Source organism: Morganella sp. GD04133 (assembly GCF_029835375.1).
Lineage (GTDB): Bacteria > Pseudomonadota > Gammaproteobacteria > Enterobacterales > Enterobacteriaceae > Morganella > Morganella morganii_B.
In genome coordinates this window covers 141,216-160,223 of the sequence record NZ_JAODZS010000003.1, presented here as the reverse complement: position 1 = coordinate 160,223, position 19,008 = coordinate 141,216, and the positions used below count along the sequence as shown (strand labels likewise).

Below are 19,008 nucleotides of genomic sequence, written 5' to 3'. Positions count from 1 at the left end.
CATGAGGCAGGACGCCAAGCTCGCTCATTTTTGTTTTTGCTGTTCTCCGCAGGTCATGCATGCTCCAGTCATCAACACCCATCACCTCGCCAACTTGTCGCGCCATGCTCAACAAAACACTTGCCGCCATTGGCCTGTCTTCTTTTACCGTAGCTGGGGGAAATACCTGTTTGAATTTAGGGTACAGGTCAAACGCCTGCGTAAGCAGAGAAATAGCCTCATCAGACAGACCCCGGCTAAATCCCTCCCTCGTCTTTGAGTTCTGATCCGGAACAGCCCATATTTTATTTTCTAAATCAAACTCCGATTTCTTCGCCAGCCGTAGCTCAACGCCGCGGCAACCGGTAAGCAGAACCAGTTTTATAAAAAGCTTACTTTGAGTTGTCATATTTGAACTATCAACAGATGTCCAAAACAGGCCGATCTCCTTGTCGCTCAGGTAACGCTTGCCAGACTTCGCCTTCACACCTACATCATCGGCTCTCAGTTCGATCAGCGGGTTCGTCGTCAACTTACCGGCACGGATGCAATAAGAGAATATCTGACGCATTTTAGACAGAACCTCTGTGGACATAGTTGCCGCGTCATTATCCCGCATTCGTTTAAATACCGGGTGCCAGTGCGAAACAGTCATATCCTCAACAATCATTTTACCGACATGGTCTGATACGTGACGTTGTAACGCTCGCCGCCAGAAATCCAATTTAACCAATTTTTGAGCCTGCGGGCTGTTTAACCACTCATTAATGCAATCACTAACAGTCAGCTTTGTGTTGTAGTCACTGAGCGCCATCTCCTTTTCAATTATCGGATCTTTGCCGTCCAGCAATAACCGCCTTGCATCCTGCGCCAGATTACGGGCATCTTTCAGAGAAATGACTCCGTATTCTCCCAGCGTCATTCTCCGGGCTTTGCCGTTAAATCTGTACCGGTACTGGAACACGATCATCCCTTTCGAGGTGATACGGACTGATAAGCCCTGAGAATCGGCTATCTCGGTGAGTTTGTCTCTTTCAACATTATGTAGCTTTCTGAGTTTCGCATCTGTCAGCATGTGTACATCCCTGAATTATGTACGCAGATATGTACACAATTTTAGTGGCACGAACTTGAACGGAATGAAACAGAGTGAAACACACGAAAGAGGCAAACTCAATGTTTATCTGGTGCTGGGAGTGGTAGTTGAAACGGGTTGAAATAGATTGAGATGGGGCAGATGACTTATACGTAAGATCACATATAGAAATCTCATTTATTTGATTTTCAGTACGTTACCGGCAATTTCTTGCGTACATTGCAAGCCGGGTCACACCTGCGGATCATAATCTGCCGGGCGCCCTTGCCGGAACTCAAAATCAATACTAACACAGCAAATACGGATTAAAACGTTTATATCTTTACATTTATGAAAAGGTGGTGAGCGTCACAAACAGAATATCAATTAATGAACATAACAGGGTCATATCCCTGCTATACATCAGTTATCTCAGTTCCGGCCGGTTATATAGCCATATATCCTGCCGGAAACGCCAAATTCATTATTTATATTAATTATTTCAAACAATGACGTCCTTCTTTTATGATGAAAGTGCGTTACACCATACAGAAATATCAAGAGCCTGCGGTAAATGACCCGAACTATCAGGTAAAACATTGATACAATTTATCATTCTTAATTCACCAATTGTAAAATGTTGTCAGTTATACTTAATCCGTAGTAGAGATAAGTGAACTTTTGGTATTTCTCATTGCCCTGACGCTGAATCAGGGCTTTTTTTTTCATTTTTTCAGCCCAACACGCAATTCCTCACACTCCCCCATTTTTTTCTTCATTATTAATGATGCAGATCGTATGCTTTTTATACACAGAAAACGGGCGTGCCATATAAAAAGGTCAGACAGATTTTTTACAGCGGGACAAATTCCGTTGCAGATTCACAGTGCAGCGCAGTATCTGCAACGGAGAAAGGGATCAGAAAGGGAAAATCAGAAGGTCAGTCTGCCATCGCCAGTGCGCGGTATGCATTTTTGACTTTCCACAGATAACGGGGAGCCTGTGATGCAGGATGTTTGCTCTGCACATGCTCATAAAACTCATCGGCAGACAATGCGTTAATTTTTTCAATCGCCAGGGCGCGATTGTTATCAAACGTACGCAGCAATGCGCCGGCACCGTTGACATAAGAGACAATCGTTGCGTAATTGAGAGTTTGCGGGTCGGTAATGCCGGCCAGATGCTGGTCACGGATAATCCGGATGTAGGTGGTACCGATATCGATATTGGTTTGCGGATCCAGCAGTTCACGGGTACTCGGTTCGCCGTTGCGGCCTTTCACACGGTAGGCATCGCGCCCGGCGGTTGAGGCTTTTATCTGCATCAGACCCACCGCGTTGGATGTGCTGATCACATCCGGCCGGTAAGAGGATTCCACCTCAATAATGGCGCGGATCAGTGTTTCATCGACTTCATAACGGTTGGATGCCTGACGGATAAACTGATCAAACGGCGTGATCGGATAGACCCCGCTGCCCTTTACCGGATAGGCGGAATAATCACTGATACCGGACGATGGCGGCGTTATCCAGCCACCGGTACGGGATTGTTTGCTGCTTCCGGAGCAGCCCGCCAACAATAATGCTAACGCAATCACACTCACAGTTTTTTTCACTCTGTTACCCTTTATCCCGCTTTCTGACGACGCTAAGAATACTGAAAACACACATAAACCAAAAGGAGTTTACTTAACTTTTACATTTTATGTGATTCATAGCATAGTGTGAATTGATCGTACTGAATGTTATAACAATATTACGGAAGTGCTTGACAACAATAAATGATATTGATAATCATTATCAATAACGATATCCTTAGTGATTGTCACACTTTAACCAGGCAGGCTGATAAAATGAACAAAAAACAAAATACCTTTTCCCTTCCGTCCCTGACACAGATATTCCGCCATGCTGTGCTGCTGCTTACCCTGTGCGCGGTCAGCGGATATTCCGCGGCGGCAGAGAAAAAATTCAAGGTTATTACCACGTTCACCATCATTCAGGATATGGCGCAAAACGTAGCCGGTGATGCTGCAATCGTGGAGTCCATCACTAAACCCGGTGCCGAAATTCATGATTACCAGCCAACCCCGAAAGATATTATGCGGGCGCAGGATGCCGATCTTATCCTGTGGAACGGTCTGAATCTGGAACGCTGGTTTGAGCGCTTCTTTGAAAATTTGCAGGATGTCCCGGCGGTTGTCATTACCGACGGTATTACCCCTAATTCCATCCGCGGCGGCGCATATAATGGTAACCCGAACCCGCATGCCTGGATGTCCCCGACAAACGCACTGATGTACATCGAAAATATCCGGGCTGCACTGGTCAAACATGACCCGGCGAATGCGGAAACTTACAATAAAAATGCGGCTGAGTATGCCGCGAAAATAAAAGCACTTGATGCCCCGCTCCGTGCCCGCCTGGCCAATATCCCGGAAAATCAGCGCTGGCTGGCGACCAGTGAAGGCGCATTCAGTTATCTGGCCAATGATTACGGTTTTCAGGAAGTGTATCTGTGGCCGATTAACGCAGAAGAGCAAGGTACCCCGCAGCAAGTCCGCCACATGATTGATACCGTCCGTGAATATAAAATTCCGGTCGTCTTCAGTGAAAGCACCATTTCTGACAAACCGGCTAAACAGGTCGCCAAAGAAACCGGCGCAGAGTACGGCGGTGTACTGTATGTGGATTCCCTGTCTGCCGCTGACGGCCCTGTTCCGACCTATATTGATCTGCTCAATACCACTGTAGAGACTATCGCCAAAGGATTTCATCAATGAGTGATCAATTCAGTAAACCACAGCTGGTTGTCGATAACGCCACTGTCACTTATAACAACGGCCATACCGCGATTTTTGATGCCAGTTTCAGTATAGAGGGCGGCTCTATCTGTGCCCTCGTCGGTATTAACGGCAGCGGTAAATCCACCCTGTTTAAAACCATTATGGGGCTGGTCACACCGACACAGGGCCGGGTGACACTGAATGATGAACCGGTGCGTGCCGCGCTGAAAAAGAATGTGATTGCCTATGTTCCGCAGACAGAAGAAGTAGACTGGAACTTTCCGGTTCTGGTCTCTGATGTGGTGATGATGGGCCGTTACGGAAAAATGGGCTTTCTGCGCATTCCCGGTAAAGAGGACAAAAAAGCTGTCGCCGATGCCCTGGAGCGAGTCGGCCTTACCGGGCTGGGCCACCGCCAGATAGGCGAACTTTCCGGCGGCCAGAAAAAGCGTGTGTTTCTGGCCCGTGCCCTGGCACAAAACGGCAAGGTATTGCTGCTGGATGAGCCGTTTACCGGTGTGGATGTCAAAACAGAGAATGCCATTATCGATTTACTGCGTTCACTGCGCGAAGAGGGACATCTGGTGCTGGTCTCCACCCATAACCTCGGCAGTGTGCCGGAATTCTGTGATCATGTGATCCTGATAAACCGTACGGTGCTCGACAGCGGCCCGACCGCCACCACATTTACACAGAAAAACCTGGAAAAAACCTTCGGTGGTGTGCTGCGTCATATCAATCTGTCCGGCCCGGATCTGCATGACGACGATGACCCGCGTTCACTGACCGTGATTACAGATGACGAACGCGCCGCTGTCTTCTACGGCCATCAGGATAATCTGACGGTGAAGACCGGCAGTAAGGAAGAACAGCCATGACAGAGCTGTTACTCCAGCCGTTTGAATACAATTATATGGTGAAAGCCATCTGGGTGAGCGGCATTGTCGGTGCCGTGTGTGCCTTTCTGTCCGCTTACCTGATGCTCAAGGGCTGGTCACTGATGGGGGATGCCCTCTCCCACTCCGTGGTTCCCGGTGTTGCGGGGGCTTACGCTCTCGGCTTTCCCTACTCTGTCGGGGCGTTCTTCACCGGGATGCTGGCTGCCCTTTCCATGACTTTTGTCCGTCATCTGACACGGCTGCGGGAAGATGCGGTGATCGGGTTTATATTTTCCACTTTTTTTGCCGCCGGTCTGCTGATCGTTTCCCTCAATCCGACCTCGGTAAATGTGCAGACCATTATTATGGGGAATATCCTCGGGATTGCCGATGAAGACATGCTGCAGGTGGAAATTATTATTGCGGTTTCTTTCCTCGTGCTGATGTTTATCTGGAAAGATCTGCTGGTTGTTTTCTTTGATGAAACCCATGCCCGCTCAATCGGCCTGAACCCGCTGGCACTGAAAATTATTTTCTTTACCCTGCTCAGTGCCTGTACTGTCGCGGCACTCCAGACAGTCGGGGCAATTCTGGTCATTGCGATGGTGATTACCCCAGGAGCCACCGCCTATCTGCTGACCGATCAGTTTAAAAAGCTGCTGATTATCGCCGTTGTTTTAGGGGCGGTCACCAGCAGTGCCGGTGCCTATATCAGTTATTTTCTGAACGGCGCAACCGGCGGCATGATTGTAACCTTACAGACTATTGTTTTCCTGATTGCCTTCTTCTTCGCACCAAAACACGGCATGCTCTCTGCCCGCCGCCGGGCCCGCCGTGAATCAGCAAAACTGCATCAGGAGGCAAACTCATGAGTGATTTTCTGACCTCTCTGTTTATTGACCCGTTTGCCTTTCCGTTTATGCAGCGGGCTATGTTTGCCGCTATTCTGACCGGCGCGGTCTGTGCTGTTCTCTCCTGCTTTCTGGTACTCAAAGGCTGGTCACTGATGGGGGATGCGATTTCCCATGCGGTCCTGCCGGGTATTGTACTGGCCTTCGTGATGGGCATTCCGCTGATTATCGGTGCATTTGTATCGGGGCTTTTCTGTGCTTTTGCCACCGGTTACCTGAAAGAACACAGCCGGATCAAAGAAGATACCGTCATGGGGATTGTGTTCTCCGGTATGTTTGCCCTCGGTCTTGTGCTGTTCACCCGCATTGATACCGAACAACACCTGACACACATTCTGTTCGGCAACATCCTCGGAATCACTCAGGCTGAGCTGCGTCAGACCCTGATTATCGCGGGGCTGACCATGGTGGTACTGATGGTGAAATACAAAGATTTCATGCTGTACTGCTTTGATCCCAACCAGGCCCGGGTTATCGGTCTGCCGGTACGTATGCTGCACTACGGGCTGTTATCGCTGCTGGCACTGACTATCGTCGCCTCACTCCAGGCAGTCGGGATTATTCTGGTGATCGCCATGCTTATTTCACCGGGTATCATCGCCTTCCTGCTGTGCCGCAGCTTCGGCAAAATGATTCTGGTGGCGATTCTGGTCTCTGTCAGCTCCAGCTATATCGGTACTGTCGTCAGCTTCCATATCGACGGCGCTACCGGTGCCTGTATTGTGCTGGTACAGGCACTCTATTTTGTGCTGGCACTGATTTATAACCAGCTGAAGTTATCTGCCCTCAAACGCCGCAGACAGGTTGCCTGACCTTCTGCATCACGGGGGATATTCTGTCACCGGGATATCCCCCCGCTTCCGGACTCTTCCGAAACAGCCATCCGTTTTTGTCCTTTTCTGTCTTTCCCTGCGCTTACTGTGTAATTTGTGTGAGATGTCCGCTTTTTTCTTTTATTTTCCGGCGGTAAGATAGAGTAACTGATAGACGGCTTAGTGAGGTGGCTCATGTGGCAGGCAGCAGGACGTATACTCAGTGAACATTTCGGCGAACACTCGTTCTCTGACAAGAAACAACTCGATGGCGGTGAAATCCACCGTTCCCGGAGTGCCCGTTACGGCGATCATCCGGTTTTTATCAAATATAACCGGCGTGACATGTTGCAGGTATTCAAAACCGAGGCGGAGCAGCTTGATGCTCTCAGCCGCAGCCATACACTGACAACCCCCGCCGTTTATGGTGTCGGGTCGACAAAAGAGTTCAGCTTCCTGATTATGGAATATCTGCCGCTGAAGCCTTTTGATTCCCATTCCGCCTATATGTTCGGGCAACAGCTGGCGCGTCTGCACCAGTGGCATGAGCAACCCCGTTACGGTTTCGATGACGATAACCTGCTGGGTACCAATCCTCAGCCGAATGCCTGGGATAAAAAATGGGCGTCTTTCTTTGCTGAAAAGCGCATCGGCTGGCAGTTACAGCTGGCGAAAGAGAAAGGCATCATTTTCGGTGATATTGACAGCATTATCCGGCGTGTACAGCAAAAACTGTCTGACCACCAGCCGCAGCCCTCTTTGCTGCACGGTGATCTGTGGCCGTCAAACTGTGCGGCGGTGGCTGACGGCGGCACTGTCGCATTTGATCCCGCGTGTTACTGGGGAGATCGCGAGTGTGACCTGGCGATGCTCTCTTTTTTCCCTGAGCTGCCGATGCAAATCCTCGACGGCTATCAGCAGGTCTGGCCGCTGGACAGTGGTTTCTTAGAGCGCCAGCCGCTGTATCAGCTCTATTACCAGCTTCACCGCAGCCATTTGTTTGGTGATCGTTATTATCAGAGCGCACAGGCAATTATTGACGATATTCTCGCCGGTTAGTCCCTGTTTTGCCGATAAAAAAATACCCCGTCAGAGACTCTGCGGGGTATTTTTATTCCGGCTGTTCTGCTTACCAGTTAAGAAACTTAATTAAGAACCACGCAATCGCGCCGATAAACACCGGCAGCACATACAGCACAAAAATCTGCCGGAAAATAGTGTGATTCGGAATCCGTATTTTGGCGATTAAATCCGCCGGTGTTTTTCCGCTCTCTCTGGCATTTTCAATAATGGCCTGATCTTCAATATTCTCGCGGATAAACTTTACCTGCCGAGACATGCGGATACCTGATGCACTCAGCGCCAGCCCCACAAACATCAGGATATAAATCAGTAAAAAACTCAGATTGTGACCTTCAAAACCGAGTAATTTATCCGGTACAGGGGAGTTATTCCAGAATGTGTTCAGAAACGGTGTATTCACACGGATCATTTCCGTCACCACATTAATAAAATCCCCGATAACGGCATTAATTTTATCACTGCCGGTACTCTGCTGATGAGCCAGTTTCAGTAACGAAACAAGGGTTGAGATCAGAGCCGGAATAAAAACCACCCAGCCTGCCACCCGTTTAAATACAGCAACCCAGCGTGCCTGTTGCAGCGTCATGCGCTTTCCTCATTTAATTTTTTCCCTGTCATCATAGCGCAGAAATCAGAAGAAGATCATTATCATTATTCCGGACTTTTTTACCCCGGAAATGATTAAGTCACTTAATGAACTCTCCGCCCCGGCTTGTTACAATCAGAGCGGGTTTTCATTCATTGCAGGATCTCAGGAGCATACACTATGTCCCACGCTTTACCGGTACAGGCCGCTATTTTTGATATGGATGGTTTACTGATTGATTCCGAGCCGTTCTGGCTTCAGAGCGAAAATCAGGTTTTCAGCAGCATCGGCCTGGATATGTCACTGCGGGATAAACTGCCCGATATGCTGGGTCTGCGTATCGACCAGGTCGTGGAGCTGTGGTATCAGGTTTCGCCATGGCAGACACCGTCTAAAGAAGACGTCATCCAGCGGATTATTGATTCCACGATTGCCATGGTGAAAAAAGAGCGTCCGCTCCTGCCCGGAGTGGAACATGCACTGTCCCTGTGTCAGTCACAGGGACTGAAAATTGCCCTGGCGTCCGCCTCACCGCTCTATATGCTGGAATCCGTGCTGGAGATGTTTAACATCCGCCATTATTTTGATGCCGTGGTATCTGCCGGTGATCTGCCTTACAGCAAGCCGCATCCGCAGGTGTATCTGAATGCTGCTGAAGCGCTGGGCGTTCCGCCGGTACAGTGTGTTGCGCTGGAAGATTCGGTTAATGGCATGATTGCCTGTAAAGCCGCCCGCATGCGCTCCATTGTGGTACCCGCCGCTGAAATGGCCGCCGACCCGCGCTGGTCACTGGCAGATTACCGCCTGTCATCACTCAGTGAACTGACCGCAGCCATGGTCAGCTGATTATTTTTGTGGCGGGAAATATCCCGCCCTGCTCCGTTAGTGGAATATTCCGGAGTTATTCATTAATAAATAAGCCTTTTTCTTTATTACCCTCTGGTCGGGCGTCATAAAAGACTTTATACTGTAACACTGTATAAATAAACACCTGAGTATTTACCCGGTATCATGACGGCTGAGGGTCACCTGCTTTTCTCTGTCGCTTCTGTAGTGATGGTTCACCAGCTTCAGATTTCGCCTGATATCAGTCAGGGGGACTGGCTGCACCTGATCCCCGGCGCTCTCGCCGGCGCACTTCTGCCGGATATTGACCATCCGAAATCCATGCTGGGGCAATGGGTCCGCTTTATTTCTGTACCAATCTCCCGCCTGTGCGGGCACCGGGGTTTCACGCACAGCCTGCTGGCTATTCTGATCGGCATTATTCTGTTCCGCACACAACTTCCGGTCAGCTGGTCTGTCCCGGCGGATTTTTATCAGGCGGTCATTGTCGGGTATCTCAGCCATCTGGCCGGGGATATGCTGACCACCGCGGGGATCCCGTTGTTATGGCCGGTACGCTGGCGCTTCTGTATTCCGCTGCTGGGCAGTAAAGCCAATAAGCGGGCAGAACGCAGTGTGGCGCTGATTGTGCTGGTGGCCTCGTTCTATCTGCCTGCACACTGGGAAGTCTGGTGGGATCATCTGCGGGAGCTGGTGCTGACTCAGATAACAGCCCGGCTATAAGTAATTCATTTTATATAGCCAAAAGATATTGAAAATAGTCTGTTTAGTGACTATTCATGCCAAATCAGTCCCTGTGATCTACAATATAGCTATAAATAATTCAGATTCGTTATAAGTGATGCAGAAAACTCCTGTTAATCTATAACGTATCTTTTACAGTTTCAGCATCGCCATAACTGTATACGATGCAGTCAACACACTATAACAACATACCAACAGGTATCGGAGACCGGGATGAATTTTCCATTAATCAGCAATCTCGCTATATTCGTTATTCTGCTGCTGGTGCTGATGAAGCTCTGCAGCAATAAGGACTGGAGTCTGTCCAAAAAAGTACTCACCGGTCTGGTGATCGGTGTTCTGTTCGGCCTCGGGCTGAATGCATTCTACGGGACAGAAAATGACGCGGTAAAACAGGCCCTGCCATGGTTTGATATTGTCGGTAACGGCTATGTGAAGCTGTTACAGATGGTGATTATGCCACTGGTCTTCGCGTCTATTCTCAGCGCAGTTGCCCGTCTGCACCAGGCATCTTCACTGGGTAAAATCAGCGTGCTGACGATCGGCACCCTGCTGATCACCACGGCAATTGCCGCCTTAATCGGTATTCTGATCACCCTCGCTTTCGGCCTGACGGCAGACGGTCTGATCCAGGGCGTGAAAGAAACCGCACGTCTGACCCAGCTGGAATCCCAGTATGCCGGCAAAGTGTCTGACCTGACCCTTCCGCAGCTGATCCTGTCCTTTATTCCGAAAAACCCGTTTGCTGACCTGACCGGTGCTAACCCGACCTCCATCATCAGCGTGGTGATTTTTGCCGCCTTTATGGGTGTGGCGGCACTTCAGCTGATTAAAGACAACGAAGAGCGCGGTGCCAAAGTGCTCAGCGCGATTGATATCCTGCAGGCGTGGGTGATGAAACTGGTGCGTCTGGTGATGCGCTTTACCCCGTACGGCGTGTTTGCCCTGATGACCAAAGTGGTTGCCGGTTCAAACATTCAGGACATCATTAAGTTAGGAACTTTCGTTGTTGCTTCTTATATTGCGATTCTGCTGATGTTTGTGGTTCACGGTCTGATTGTCGGTATTGCCGGTATCAACCCGCTGCGTTTCTTCCGTAAAATCGCGCCGGTACTGACCTTCGCCTTTACCAGCCGTTCAAGTGCAGCCAGTATTCCGCTGAGTGTGGAGGCACAGACACGCCGTATCGGTATTCCTGACTCTATTGCCGGGTTCGCGGCTTCCTTCGGAACCACCATCGGCCAGAACGGTTGTGCGGGGATTTACCCGGCCATGCTGGCGGTGATGGTTGCCCCGACAGTGGGTATCAACCCGTTTGATCCGCTGTGGATTGCCACGCTGGTCGGTATTGTGACCGTCAGTTCTGCCGGTGTTGCCGGTGTCGGCGGCGGTGCGACTTTCGCAGCACTGATTGTCCTGCCTGCCATGGGTCTGCCGGTCACCCTGGTTGCACTGCTGATCTCTGTCGAGCCGCTGATTGATATGGGCCGTACCGCACTGAACGTCAGTGGTTCCATGACCGCCGGGACAGTCACCAGCCAGATCCTGGGTCAGACAGACAAAACCCTGTTTAATAATGATAACGACGAAGATTTGCAGCAGGGATAATATCCCGCCGCTGATTATCGTCAAATAACAGAAAGCCCGTATTCAGAATATGAATACGGGCTTTTTACTTTATATTATAATGCCTTGTGCATAAACGGGACCAGCTGACTGACAGCCTGAGTCACATAATCCGGTTGGTCGTACATTGCAATATGGGTTGCGCCGTCAACCACATATAACGTTTTATTCTCTGATGCTGCCTTCTGATAAATTTTTTCTGATAACCAGCGTGTTCCGGCTTCACTTCCCGCAATCACCAGCAGAGGCTGTGTCAAAAAAATATCTGCATGATTAAAGGCATCATAAGTGATCAGTTGTGCCAGGCTGCGTGTGGTAATTTTTCCGGGCGCATTAGAATGCATTGCCCGCACAGTATGATAATAATCATATGCTTCTGCCAGATCCGGTTCCTGCTGTTCCGGGACTAAAGCCGGAATGGTCGGCAGATACCCTGTTGCCTCACCTTTTGCTTCCGCATTCCGCTGTTCAGCCGCCAGTTGCAGCAACCCAGCAGTTTGTTCCGGTGTCTGGTCGCCCCGCCAGCCGTAACGGTACATGTCACCGTAATTAACCGCACTGATAGTTCCCGCTGCTTTAATCCGGTGATCAATCATTGCCGCATGAATCGCATAGCCGCCTCCGGCACAAATTCCCGTTACACCGATGCGATTTTCATCAATGAACGGTCGGGTCACCAGATAATCCACCGCCGCACTGATATCCTCTGTACGGATGTACGGATTTTCAAGGTGACGCGGTTCTCCGCTGCTTTCCCCCTGGTATGATGCGTCAAAGGCCAGCGTGATAAAACCATGCTCCGCCAGTTTTTCTGCGTACAGACCGGCAGTCTGCTCTTTTACCCCGCCGCCGGGATGAACCATGATAATCGCCGGATAACGACGTGACGCATCAAAATCTGCCGGGAAACGAAGATTTCCGGCTATCTCAATATTGGCATTCATAAACCTGACTGGTGTCATTGCAGTGTCCTCTGATTACAAAAAGTAAGTGCAAAACAGCATAGCGCCGGATAATTACCCTGATTAGACGCTATAATATGATTTCGGCTATAAGCAAGGCTTATAAATATGAAAGAGAACCTTAATGATTTGCAGATTTTCCTGATGGTTGTCCGTCAGGGCAGTTTTACCCGGGCCGCGGTTCAGGCCGGCACATCACAATCCGCAGTAAGTCAGACCATCAATAATCTGGAACAGCGTCTGCAACTGAAACTGCTGAACAGAACCACCCGAAGTCTGACGCTGACAGAGGCCGGTGAGCGGCTGATTGACCTGATTGCACCGGCAATGGCTGAGATTACGGACGGACTGGCACAATTGGCGGAACTGCGGGAAAAACCGGCCGGGACAGTCAGGATTTCTGCTGATGAGTATGCTGTACAGCAGGTTTTGTGGCCTGCACTGATGCCGGTACTGAAAAAATATCCGGAAATCCGTCTGGAACTGATCACGGATTACGGTCTGGTGGATATCGCCGGAGAACGGTTTGATGCCGGTGTGCGCCGGGGCGGACTGATTGCCGGGGATATGATAGCGGTCCCGATCAGCGGGGAAAACCCGATGGCACTGGTGGTATCACCGGAATGCGCCGCCGCGCATACCGCACCGGTGATACCGGAGGATTTGCTCACCCTGCCCTGTATCAATCTGCGCTTACCGACTCACGGAGAAAATTTTTCCTGGGTTTTTGTCAGAAACCACCGGGAGCAAAAACTGCGGGTCAGCGGACAACTGGTGGTCAGCAGCATTAACCAGGCGCTCAGTGCCTGCCTTGCCGGTTACGGCTTTGCGTATCTGCCGCGGCAACTGGTCAGCCCGCATATTGCCGCCGGAGAGTTACTGAGTATGCTGGATGAATGTCGTATCACCTACCCTGAATATTATCTCTATTATACCAGCCGCCTGAAATCCTCTGCCGCTTTCGGCATCATCGCTGACGCACTCAGCAAACGGAGATAAAAAAGGCCGTAACACCCTGTGTTACAGCCTTTTTGTCATGGTGTCTGAGATTAATTCAGAAATTCACCGCTGCGCAGTGCTTCAATGCGCTTATCCAGCGGCGGATGTGATAAAAACAGTTCACTGAATGATTTATTGCGGCCGTTGATGCAAAACGCCATCATGCTGCCCTCTTCCTGTGGTTCATAGCTGGTTTTCAGGCGCTGCAGCGCGGCGATCATCTTCTCGCGGCCCACCAGTTTTGCGGAACCCGCATCCGCATAGAATTCACGGCGGCGTGAGAACCACATGGTGATAATGCTGGCCAGAATGCCGAACACAATTTCCAGTACCATCGATACCGCGAAATAAATCATCGGGTTGCCCTGATTGCCGGCGTTTTCGTCATTGTTGTTTGACATAAAACCTGCCACCAGTTGTGCCAGAATACGGGAAATAAAGATAACAAAGGTGTTTACCACGCCCTGTAACAGCGTCATGGTCACCATGTCACCATTCGCGATATGGCTGATCTCATGGGCGATCACCGCCTCCGCCTCATCGCGGCTCATATTTTCCAGTAACCCGGAACTGACCGCTACCAGTGACGCATCACGGCGCGCGCCGGTTGCAAAGGCGTTAATGTCCGGTGCGTGGTAAATCGCCACTTCCGGCATGCCGATACCGGCCTGCTGTGCCTGACGGCGTACCGTCTCCATCAGCCAGTACTCCGTCTGAGTGGACGGATTGGTGATCACCTGCCCGCCGACAGAGCGCAGCGCCATCCATTTTGACATCAGCAGAGACACAAATGCGCCGCCGAAGCCAAATAACCCTGCCATAATCATCAGTCCGGTCACACTTCGGCTCTGAACGCCGGTCAGCGACAGAATAATGCCGAAGACGACCATTACGGCCAGGTTTGTGAGTAAAAATAATGCAATTCGCATCATATCAGTATGATCCTTTAAATAGTGTGCCCATCATATGCCTCAGAAAATAGGGGCATTTTGCCACATTTCAAGGCTTTTTAACCAAATAACTTTAATTATTAAACAACTTTACACTTAATTTTAATAAAGTGATCTTTTGCTGTTTTGTGCGGTTTAGCTTTCTGTGCAGATAATCAGCGTTTTTATTAAAAAAACACTTTACTTTTTAAATGGGAAAAATTATCATTCTCGCTGTCGATACCTGAGTAAATTACTAAGGTATTGGCAAACGACATTGCTCACATTGCTTCCAGTATTTCGAAGTTTCTCAGCCAGCCATCGCGCTGGCTTTTTTTTATCCGTCAGCGGGCATAAAACTCCACCGGCAGATTATCCGGGTCAAAACAGAAGAAAAAGGATTTACCGGTAAATTCATCCGTGCGAATGCTGTCACAACGGATACCGCAGTGTTTCAGGTGTGTTTCCCATGCGGTCAGATCCTGCACTGCAAATGCCAGATGGCGCAGACCGCAGGCTTCCGGTTGTGATACGCGGGGCGGGCTTGCCGGAAAGGTAAAGAGCTCCAGCAGATACTCCCCGTTCAGCGCCAGATCCACCTTGTAAGAATCCCGTTCCGCGCGGTAATGTTCACTGAGCACCGTCAATCCCAGCACATCACAATAAAATGCCAGACTGGTCGTGAGGTCAGAAGCAATCACCGCAATATGATCCACTTTTTCAATCTTCAGCATATCTTTCCTGTATAACGCCCCGTTACCGGGGCGTTTGATTTACATGCTTTGTTTTACAACGGCTGAGTCTGTGCTTCCACCGCCGCCAGCGCCACCATGTTGACGATACGCCGCACGGAGGAGATAGACGTCAGAATATGCACCGGTTTATTAATCCCCATCAGTACAGGACCAACCGTCACCCCTTCCGAGGTCGTCACCCGCAGCAGGTTATAGCTGATACGGGCCGCTTCCCCGTTCGGCATGATCAGCAGGTTTGCCGCGCCTTTCAGCGGGCTGTCAGGCATCAGATCACGGCGGATAGCCTCCACCAGCGCCGCATCACCGTGCATTTCCCCGTCAATTTCCAGTGACGGTTCCCGCTCGCGGATCAGCGCCAGGGTATCGCGCATTTTTTCTGCGGACGGTGACGGACAGGAACCGAAGCTGGAACGGGATAACAGCGCGACTTTCGGCTCAATACCGAACCGGCGCACCGCAGCAGCCGCCATCAGCGTGATCTCCGCCAGTTGTTCTGCGGTCGGATCATCATGCACATAGGTATCCGCGATAAACGTGTTCCCCGTTGGCAGGCTGAGCGCATTCATCGCGCCCGCCGTGTGCACACCGTCATGGAAACCAAACACATTTTCCACAATCCGGTAATGATCATGATAATCACCGATTATCCCGCAAATCATGCCGTCCGCCTCGCCACGGTGTACCATGATGGCACCGATGCTGGTCGGGTTAGTGATAATAGCGCGGCGGGCCTGTTCCTGGGTCACGCCCTTACGCTTCATCAGCTGATAATATTCCTGCCAGTATTCAGCAAAACGCGGATCACTTTCATTGTTAACGATTTCAAAATCCTGACCCGGCACAATCTGCAGTCCCAGTTTTTTGATTCGCATTTCAATCACATCCGGGCGGCCAATCAGAACAGGATACGCCAGCCCCATGCTGACCAGTTCCTGAGTCGCATGCAGTATGCGCGGTTCTTCCCCTTCAGCCAGCACGATGCGTTTGCGGTCTTTGCGTGCCATAGAGAAAATCGGCTTCATAAACAGCGTGGTTTTGTAGACAAACTCATTGAGGTGTTCCAGGTAGACACTGAAATCCTCAATCGGACGTGTCGCCACGCCGGTTTCCATTGCTGCTTTTGCCACTGCCGGGGCAATTTTCAGGATAAGGCGCGGATCAAACGGTTTCGGGATAATATATTCACGCCCGAAAGAGAGTTCCTGACCACCGTAAGCGGAGGCGACCTGTTCGCTCTGCTCTGCCAGCGCCAGATCCGCAATCGCCTTCACGCAGGCCAGTTTCATCTCTTCATTAATTGCTGTTGCGCCGACATCCAGCGCGCCGCGGAAAATGAACGGGAAGCAGAGCACGTTGTTGACCTGGTTCGGGTAATCTGAACGCCCGGTGCAGATAATGGCATCCGGACGGACAGCCAGTGCCAGCGGCGGCAGGATTTCCGGTTCCGGATTGGCCAGTGCCAGGATCAGCGGGTCACGCGCCATACCTTTGACCATCTCCGGTGTCAGCACGCCCGGGCCGGAACAACCGAGGAAAATATCCGCGCCCGGCATCGCATCCGCCAGGGTGCGCATGCCGTTGTCGTCAATAGCATAAGCCGCTTTGGTTTCCGCCATATTGGCTTCGCGGCCTTTATAGATAACCCCTTTGGAATCACAGACAATAATATTGTCGCGTTTCAGTCCCAGCAGCACCATCAGGTTCATACAGGCTACAGATGCAGCCCCGGCACCGGAGACCACCAGACGAACATCGCCGATTGCCTTGTTAACAATGCGCAATCCGTTAAGAACCGCAGCGGTACTGATAATCGCGGTACCGTGCTGGTCATCATGGAAGACCGGAATTTTCATGCGTTCACGCAGTTTCTTTTCAATATAGAAACATTCCGGTGCTTTGATATCTTCGAGGTTGATGCCGCCGAATGTCGGTTCAAGGGAGGCGATGATATCCACCAGTTTGTCCGGATCGGTTTCATTGACTTCAATATCAAAAACATCCACGCCGGAGAATTTTTTAAATAAAACTCCCTTTCCTTCCATCACCGGCTTACCGGCCAGCGCCCCGATATTACCGAGGCCAAGCACCGCTGTGCCGTTGGAGATAACGGCGACCAGATTACCTTTGGCGGTATATTTGTAAGCCGCCAGCGGATCATCCGCGATAGCCAGACAGGGAGCCGCAACCCCCGGTGAATAGGCCAGTGCCAGATCACGCTGGGTGGTCAGCGGTTTGGTCGGGGTAACGGTAATTTTACCGGGAGACGGAAACTGATGAAACTCAAGGGCACTTTGTTTTAATTGTTCGTCCATTTCAGGATCCTTTACAGGCATTAATAACAGGGTCAGGGCGGGTCAGCGGCGTAAGATCTGCCGCCGTCCACGTTATTCAGCGCTACATAAACAGTATACTGATAAACAGCGGAATAGTGAAAAAAGTGTAATATTCATGTAGTTAATGTACTGAAGCTGTTGAAAAAAACAACATATCCCTTGCCGGTTACCTGATAATAGCGACCTTCTCCGGCCAGACCGCCAATTATCTCTTCCTGTCTTAAACCCTGAATGTTATCCCTATAATGTGCTTCATGTTATTAGGGACATTATTATTTTTAAATACTTTGTTATTTGCACATATAACACTTTTGCGTAAAAATTAATTGTCCTGACGATCATAGTCTATTTTTAATTTCAATAATTAATATATCAACTAAATCGTTTTGATTAAAATAATTTCATACCGCACACCCGGCAAGGGAGAACTCTATGCCTCATCACACTATTATGGTTATTGATGACCATCCGTTGTTACGCTATGGTTTTAAAATGCTTTTACAGCCGGATTATGCGTTAACCATCATGCCGGAATTCACTGACAACAATGGTTTGTTCAGTCATATTCATCAGCACACCCCCAGAATGATTATATTAGATATTAATGTTCGTGCGTTTTCCGGCATTGATTTTATTAAAAAGTTACGTCATAAGAAAATCTCCAGCTATATTCTGGTATTTTCACAATCACGGGAGCGGAATGATATATATGCTGCTATTGATGCCGGAGCTGATGGTTATTTATTAAAGAATTGCGATGTTGATTATTTATTAAGTCAGATTAAAAATGCCTTTAAAGGAAAAAAGATTTTCAGTGAGGCGATTTATAAAATTTTGCAGGAACGTGAACACTATCACGATCCGGTCAGTTACCTGACACAACGGGAAGCCGATGTTCTCAAAGAACTGGCCTGCGGGATGAAAAATAAGGAAATTGCACGGGCGTTGTTTATTTCAGAAGAGACAGTGAAAGTTCATATCCGCAATATACTGAAAAAACTGAATGTCTCCACGCGGCTCGCGGCCAGCCTGCTCTATCTGAAATACCGGTTGCCCCGCTGAGAGAGATCCCCGGGATGGCGGTTCCGGGGTTACTCACTTTCTTCGTCGATACTCGCCGGTGTCGGGTAATTGAGCAGCTCCAGTGTGCCGTCCGGGTTTTCACGGACATCCACCTGGATAACTTCTTTATTCATCCCCCGAAGAATAGTATCGACCTCACTGTAGGCGTAGCGGATGTTTTTATCATGTGCCCAGTCCGGCATGCCGGTTACACCATAGTAAAAGTACACGGTGCTGATACCGTTGCCCTGTGGCTCTATTGCCTTGATTTTACTGATACGCAGTGCGCCGTAACAAAAATCCTCATGCGTCTGCCAGGCGTCTTTTCCTTTGTCCGTCAGTTGATATTCCACACCGGACGATTCAATCGTTGCACTGATAAAACCAACGGAAGCCAGCGCATTCAGCCGTGAAATCATCCATGGCTCTGACTGACTTGAGCTGAACTGCGGCCATTTATGTTCATCCAGGCACAGTTCGCTGTTTTCGGTAAATTTGAGCTGAAGTTCATTCAGATACACGTCCGTTTGTCCCGCGAGGGTAAAGCTGGCAAATAACAGCGTGCTTCCGGCTAAGTACTCTTTCATCGATCCTGTCTCAACATCTTCCGGATGTTTTTGTCATGGTTATGGCGTAATGCTAC

18 protein-coding genes are annotated in these 19,008 nt (G+C 49.8%); 10 read left to right on the top strand and 8 right to left on the bottom strand.

The window, feature by feature from the left end; all coding sequences use genetic code 11:
* Both N7387_RS02365 and N7387_RS02360 read right to left on the bottom strand, forming a co-directional pair.
* A partial coding sequence (locus tag N7387_RS02365; protein ID WP_279796530.1) for a site-specific integrase occupies positions 1–1,054 on the bottom strand: 1,054 nt, incomplete at its 3' end.
* A gap of 940 nt (positions 1,055–1,994) precedes the next feature.
* Complete coding sequence (locus N7387_RS02360; protein WP_279796529.1) at positions 1,995–2,669, bottom strand: transglycosylase SLT domain-containing protein; 675 nt, start codon at positions 2,667–2,669, stop codon at positions 1,995–1,997.
* 237 nt (positions 2,670–2,906) lie between these two features.
* Here N7387_RS02360 and N7387_RS02355 point away from each other — a divergent pair, with 237 nt between their 5' ends.
* From N7387_RS02355 to N7387_RS02335, 5 genes are all read left to right on the top strand, one after another.
* Positions 2,907–3,836 carry a metal ABC transporter substrate-binding protein gene (locus tag N7387_RS02355; RefSeq protein WP_279796527.1) on the top strand — a complete coding sequence of 310 codons (930 nt, stop codon included), beginning with the start codon at positions 2,907–2,909 and terminating at the stop codon, positions 3,834–3,836.
* Complete coding sequence (locus tag N7387_RS02350) at positions 3,833–4,717, top strand: manganese/iron ABC transporter ATP-binding protein (protein WP_024473275.1); 885 nt, start codon at positions 3,833–3,835, stop codon at positions 4,715–4,717. Before N7387_RS02355 ends, N7387_RS02350 begins: the two co-directional genes overlap by 4 nt.
* On the top strand, positions 4,714–5,589 hold the full coding sequence (locus N7387_RS02345) for a metal ABC transporter permease (protein ID WP_279796525.1): 876 nt from the start codon (positions 4,714–4,716) through the stop codon (positions 5,587–5,589). The genes N7387_RS02350 and N7387_RS02345 overlap by 4 nt, the downstream gene beginning before the upstream one ends.
* Complete coding sequence (locus N7387_RS02340; RefSeq protein ID WP_072868446.1) at positions 5,586–6,440, top strand: metal ABC transporter permease; 855 nt, start codon at positions 5,586–5,588, stop codon at positions 6,438–6,440. Before N7387_RS02345 ends, N7387_RS02340 begins: the two co-directional genes overlap by 4 nt.
* 195 nt (positions 6,441–6,635) lie before the next feature.
* Positions 6,636–7,499 (top strand): fructosamine kinase family protein, encoded by an 864-nt coding sequence (locus N7387_RS02335; protein WP_025153038.1) that lies wholly within the window; start codon positions 6,636–6,638, stop codon positions 7,497–7,499.
* A 70-nt stretch (positions 7,500–7,569) separates the two neighbouring features.
* On the opposite strand, the gene N7387_RS02330 is transcribed toward N7387_RS02335, so the two are convergent.
* The gene (locus tag N7387_RS02330; protein ID WP_072868450.1) at positions 7,570–8,109 is read right to left on the bottom strand and encodes a YniB family protein; all 540 of its coding nucleotides are present in this window, start codon (positions 8,107–8,109) and stop codon (positions 7,570–7,572) included.
* Positions 8,110–8,289: 180 nt separating this feature from the next.
* Here N7387_RS02330 and hxpB point away from each other — a divergent pair, with 180 nt between their 5' ends.
* The 3 genes from hxpB (at position 8,290) to N7387_RS02315 (ending at position 11,307) form a co-directional block, all read left to right on the top strand.
* The gene (gene hxpB / locus N7387_RS02325) at positions 8,290–8,955 is read left to right on the top strand and encodes a hexitol phosphatase HxpB (RefSeq protein WP_262882335.1); all 666 of its coding nucleotides are present in this window, start codon (positions 8,290–8,292) and stop codon (positions 8,953–8,955) included.
* Between the two features lie 165 nt (positions 8,956–9,120).
* Entirely contained in the window at positions 9,121–9,678 is a 558-nt protein-coding gene (locus N7387_RS02320; RefSeq protein WP_279796517.1) for a metal-dependent hydrolase, read from the top strand.
* Positions 9,679–9,912: 234 nt separating this feature from the next.
* Entirely contained in the window at positions 9,913–11,307 is a 1,395-nt protein-coding gene (locus N7387_RS02315; protein ID WP_262859338.1) for an L-cystine transporter, read from the top strand.
* Positions 11,308–11,381: 74 nt separating this feature from the next.
* Here the strand turns inward: N7387_RS02315 and N7387_RS02310 are convergent, their stop codons facing one another.
* Positions 11,382–12,287, bottom strand: a complete 906-nt coding sequence (locus N7387_RS02310; RefSeq protein ID WP_279796515.1) for an alpha/beta hydrolase — start codon at positions 12,285–12,287, stop codon at positions 11,382–11,384.
* A 108-nt stretch (positions 12,288–12,395) separates the two neighbouring features.
* Here N7387_RS02310 and N7387_RS02305 point away from each other — a divergent pair, with 108 nt between their 5' ends.
* Positions 12,396–13,286 carry a LysR family transcriptional regulator gene (locus tag N7387_RS02305; RefSeq protein WP_279796514.1) on the top strand — a complete coding sequence of 297 codons (891 nt, stop codon included), beginning with the start codon at positions 12,396–12,398 and terminating at the stop codon, positions 13,284–13,286.
* 50 nt (positions 13,287–13,336) lie between these two features.
* On the opposite strand, the gene htpX is transcribed toward N7387_RS02305, so the two are convergent.
* The 3 genes from htpX to maeB form a co-directional block, all read right to left on the bottom strand.
* Positions 13,337–14,218, bottom strand: coding sequence for a protease HtpX (htpX, locus tag N7387_RS02300; protein WP_279796513.1), 882 nt, complete (start codon positions 14,216–14,218; stop codon positions 13,337–13,339).
* A 341-nt stretch (positions 14,219–14,559) separates the two neighbouring features.
* On the bottom strand, positions 14,560–14,949 hold the full coding sequence (locus N7387_RS02295) for a VOC family protein (protein ID WP_279796512.1): 390 nt from the start codon (positions 14,947–14,949) through the stop codon (positions 14,560–14,562).
* A gap of 53 nt (positions 14,950–15,002) precedes the next feature.
* On the bottom strand, positions 15,003–17,282 hold the full coding sequence (maeB, locus tag N7387_RS02290; protein WP_279796511.1) for an NADP-dependent oxaloacetate-decarboxylating malate dehydrogenase: 2,280 nt from the start codon (positions 17,280–17,282) through the stop codon (positions 15,003–15,005).
* A 453-nt stretch (positions 17,283–17,735) separates the two neighbouring features.
* Here maeB and N7387_RS02285 point away from each other — a divergent pair, with 453 nt between their 5' ends.
* Complete coding sequence (locus tag N7387_RS02285; protein ID WP_024473280.1) at positions 17,736–18,365, top strand: LuxR C-terminal-related transcriptional regulator; 630 nt, start codon at positions 17,736–17,738, stop codon at positions 18,363–18,365.
* 29 nt (positions 18,366–18,394) lie between these two features.
* Here N7387_RS02285 and N7387_RS02280 read toward each other — a convergent pair whose 3' ends face one another.
* Complete coding sequence (locus N7387_RS02280) at positions 18,395–18,952, bottom strand: hypothetical protein (RefSeq protein WP_262867680.1); 558 nt, start codon at positions 18,950–18,952, stop codon at positions 18,395–18,397.
* Between the last annotated feature and the right edge of the window lie 56 nt (positions 18,953–19,008).

Excerpts from the sequence above, each read along its gene's own strand:
- N7387_RS02310 (WP_279796515.1), bottom strand. The coding sequence starts at position 12,287 with ATGACACCAGTCAGGTTTATGAATGCCAATATTGAGATAGCCGGAAAT.
- maeB (WP_279796511.1), bottom strand. The coding sequence starts at position 17,282 with ATGGACGAACAATTAAAACAAAGTGCCCTTGAGTTTCATCAGTTTCCG.
- hxpB (WP_262882335.1), top strand. The coding sequence starts at position 8,290 with ATGTCCCACGCTTTACCGGTACAGGCCGCTATTTTTGATATGGATGGT.
- N7387_RS02315 (WP_262859338.1), top strand. The coding sequence starts at position 9,913 with ATGAATTTTCCATTAATCAGCAATCTCGCTATATTCGTTATTCTGCTG.
- N7387_RS02335 (WP_025153038.1), top strand. The coding sequence starts at position 6,636 with ATGTGGCAGGCAGCAGGACGTATACTCAGTGAACATTTCGGCGAACAC.
- N7387_RS02330 (WP_072868450.1), bottom strand. The coding sequence starts at position 8,109 with ATGACGCTGCAACAGGCACGCTGGGTTGCTGTATTTAAACGGGTGGCA.
- N7387_RS02320 (WP_279796517.1), top strand. The coding sequence starts at position 9,121 with ATGACGGCTGAGGGTCACCTGCTTTTCTCTGTCGCTTCTGTAGTGATG.
- N7387_RS02340 (WP_072868446.1), top strand. The coding sequence starts at position 5,586 with ATGAGTGATTTTCTGACCTCTCTGTTTATTGACCCGTTTGCCTTTCCG.
- N7387_RS02280 (WP_262867680.1), bottom strand. The coding sequence starts at position 18,952 with ATGAAAGAGTACTTAGCCGGAAGCACGCTGTTATTTGCCAGCTTTACC.
- htpX (WP_279796513.1), bottom strand. The coding sequence starts at position 14,218 with ATGATGCGAATTGCATTATTTTTACTCACAAACCTGGCCGTAATGGTC.
- N7387_RS02305 (WP_279796514.1), top strand. The coding sequence starts at position 12,396 with ATGAAAGAGAACCTTAATGATTTGCAGATTTTCCTGATGGTTGTCCGT.
- N7387_RS02295 (WP_279796512.1), bottom strand. The coding sequence starts at position 14,949 with ATGCTGAAGATTGAAAAAGTGGATCATATTGCGGTGATTGCTTCTGAC.
- N7387_RS02285 (WP_024473280.1), top strand. The coding sequence starts at position 17,736 with ATGCCTCATCACACTATTATGGTTATTGATGACCATCCGTTGTTACGC.
- N7387_RS02355 (WP_279796527.1), top strand. The coding sequence starts at position 2,907 with ATGAACAAAAAACAAAATACCTTTTCCCTTCCGTCCCTGACACAGATA.
- N7387_RS02345 (WP_279796525.1), top strand. The coding sequence starts at position 4,714 with ATGACAGAGCTGTTACTCCAGCCGTTTGAATACAATTATATGGTGAAA.
- N7387_RS02350 (WP_024473275.1), top strand. The coding sequence starts at position 3,833 with ATGAGTGATCAATTCAGTAAACCACAGCTGGTTGTCGATAACGCCACT.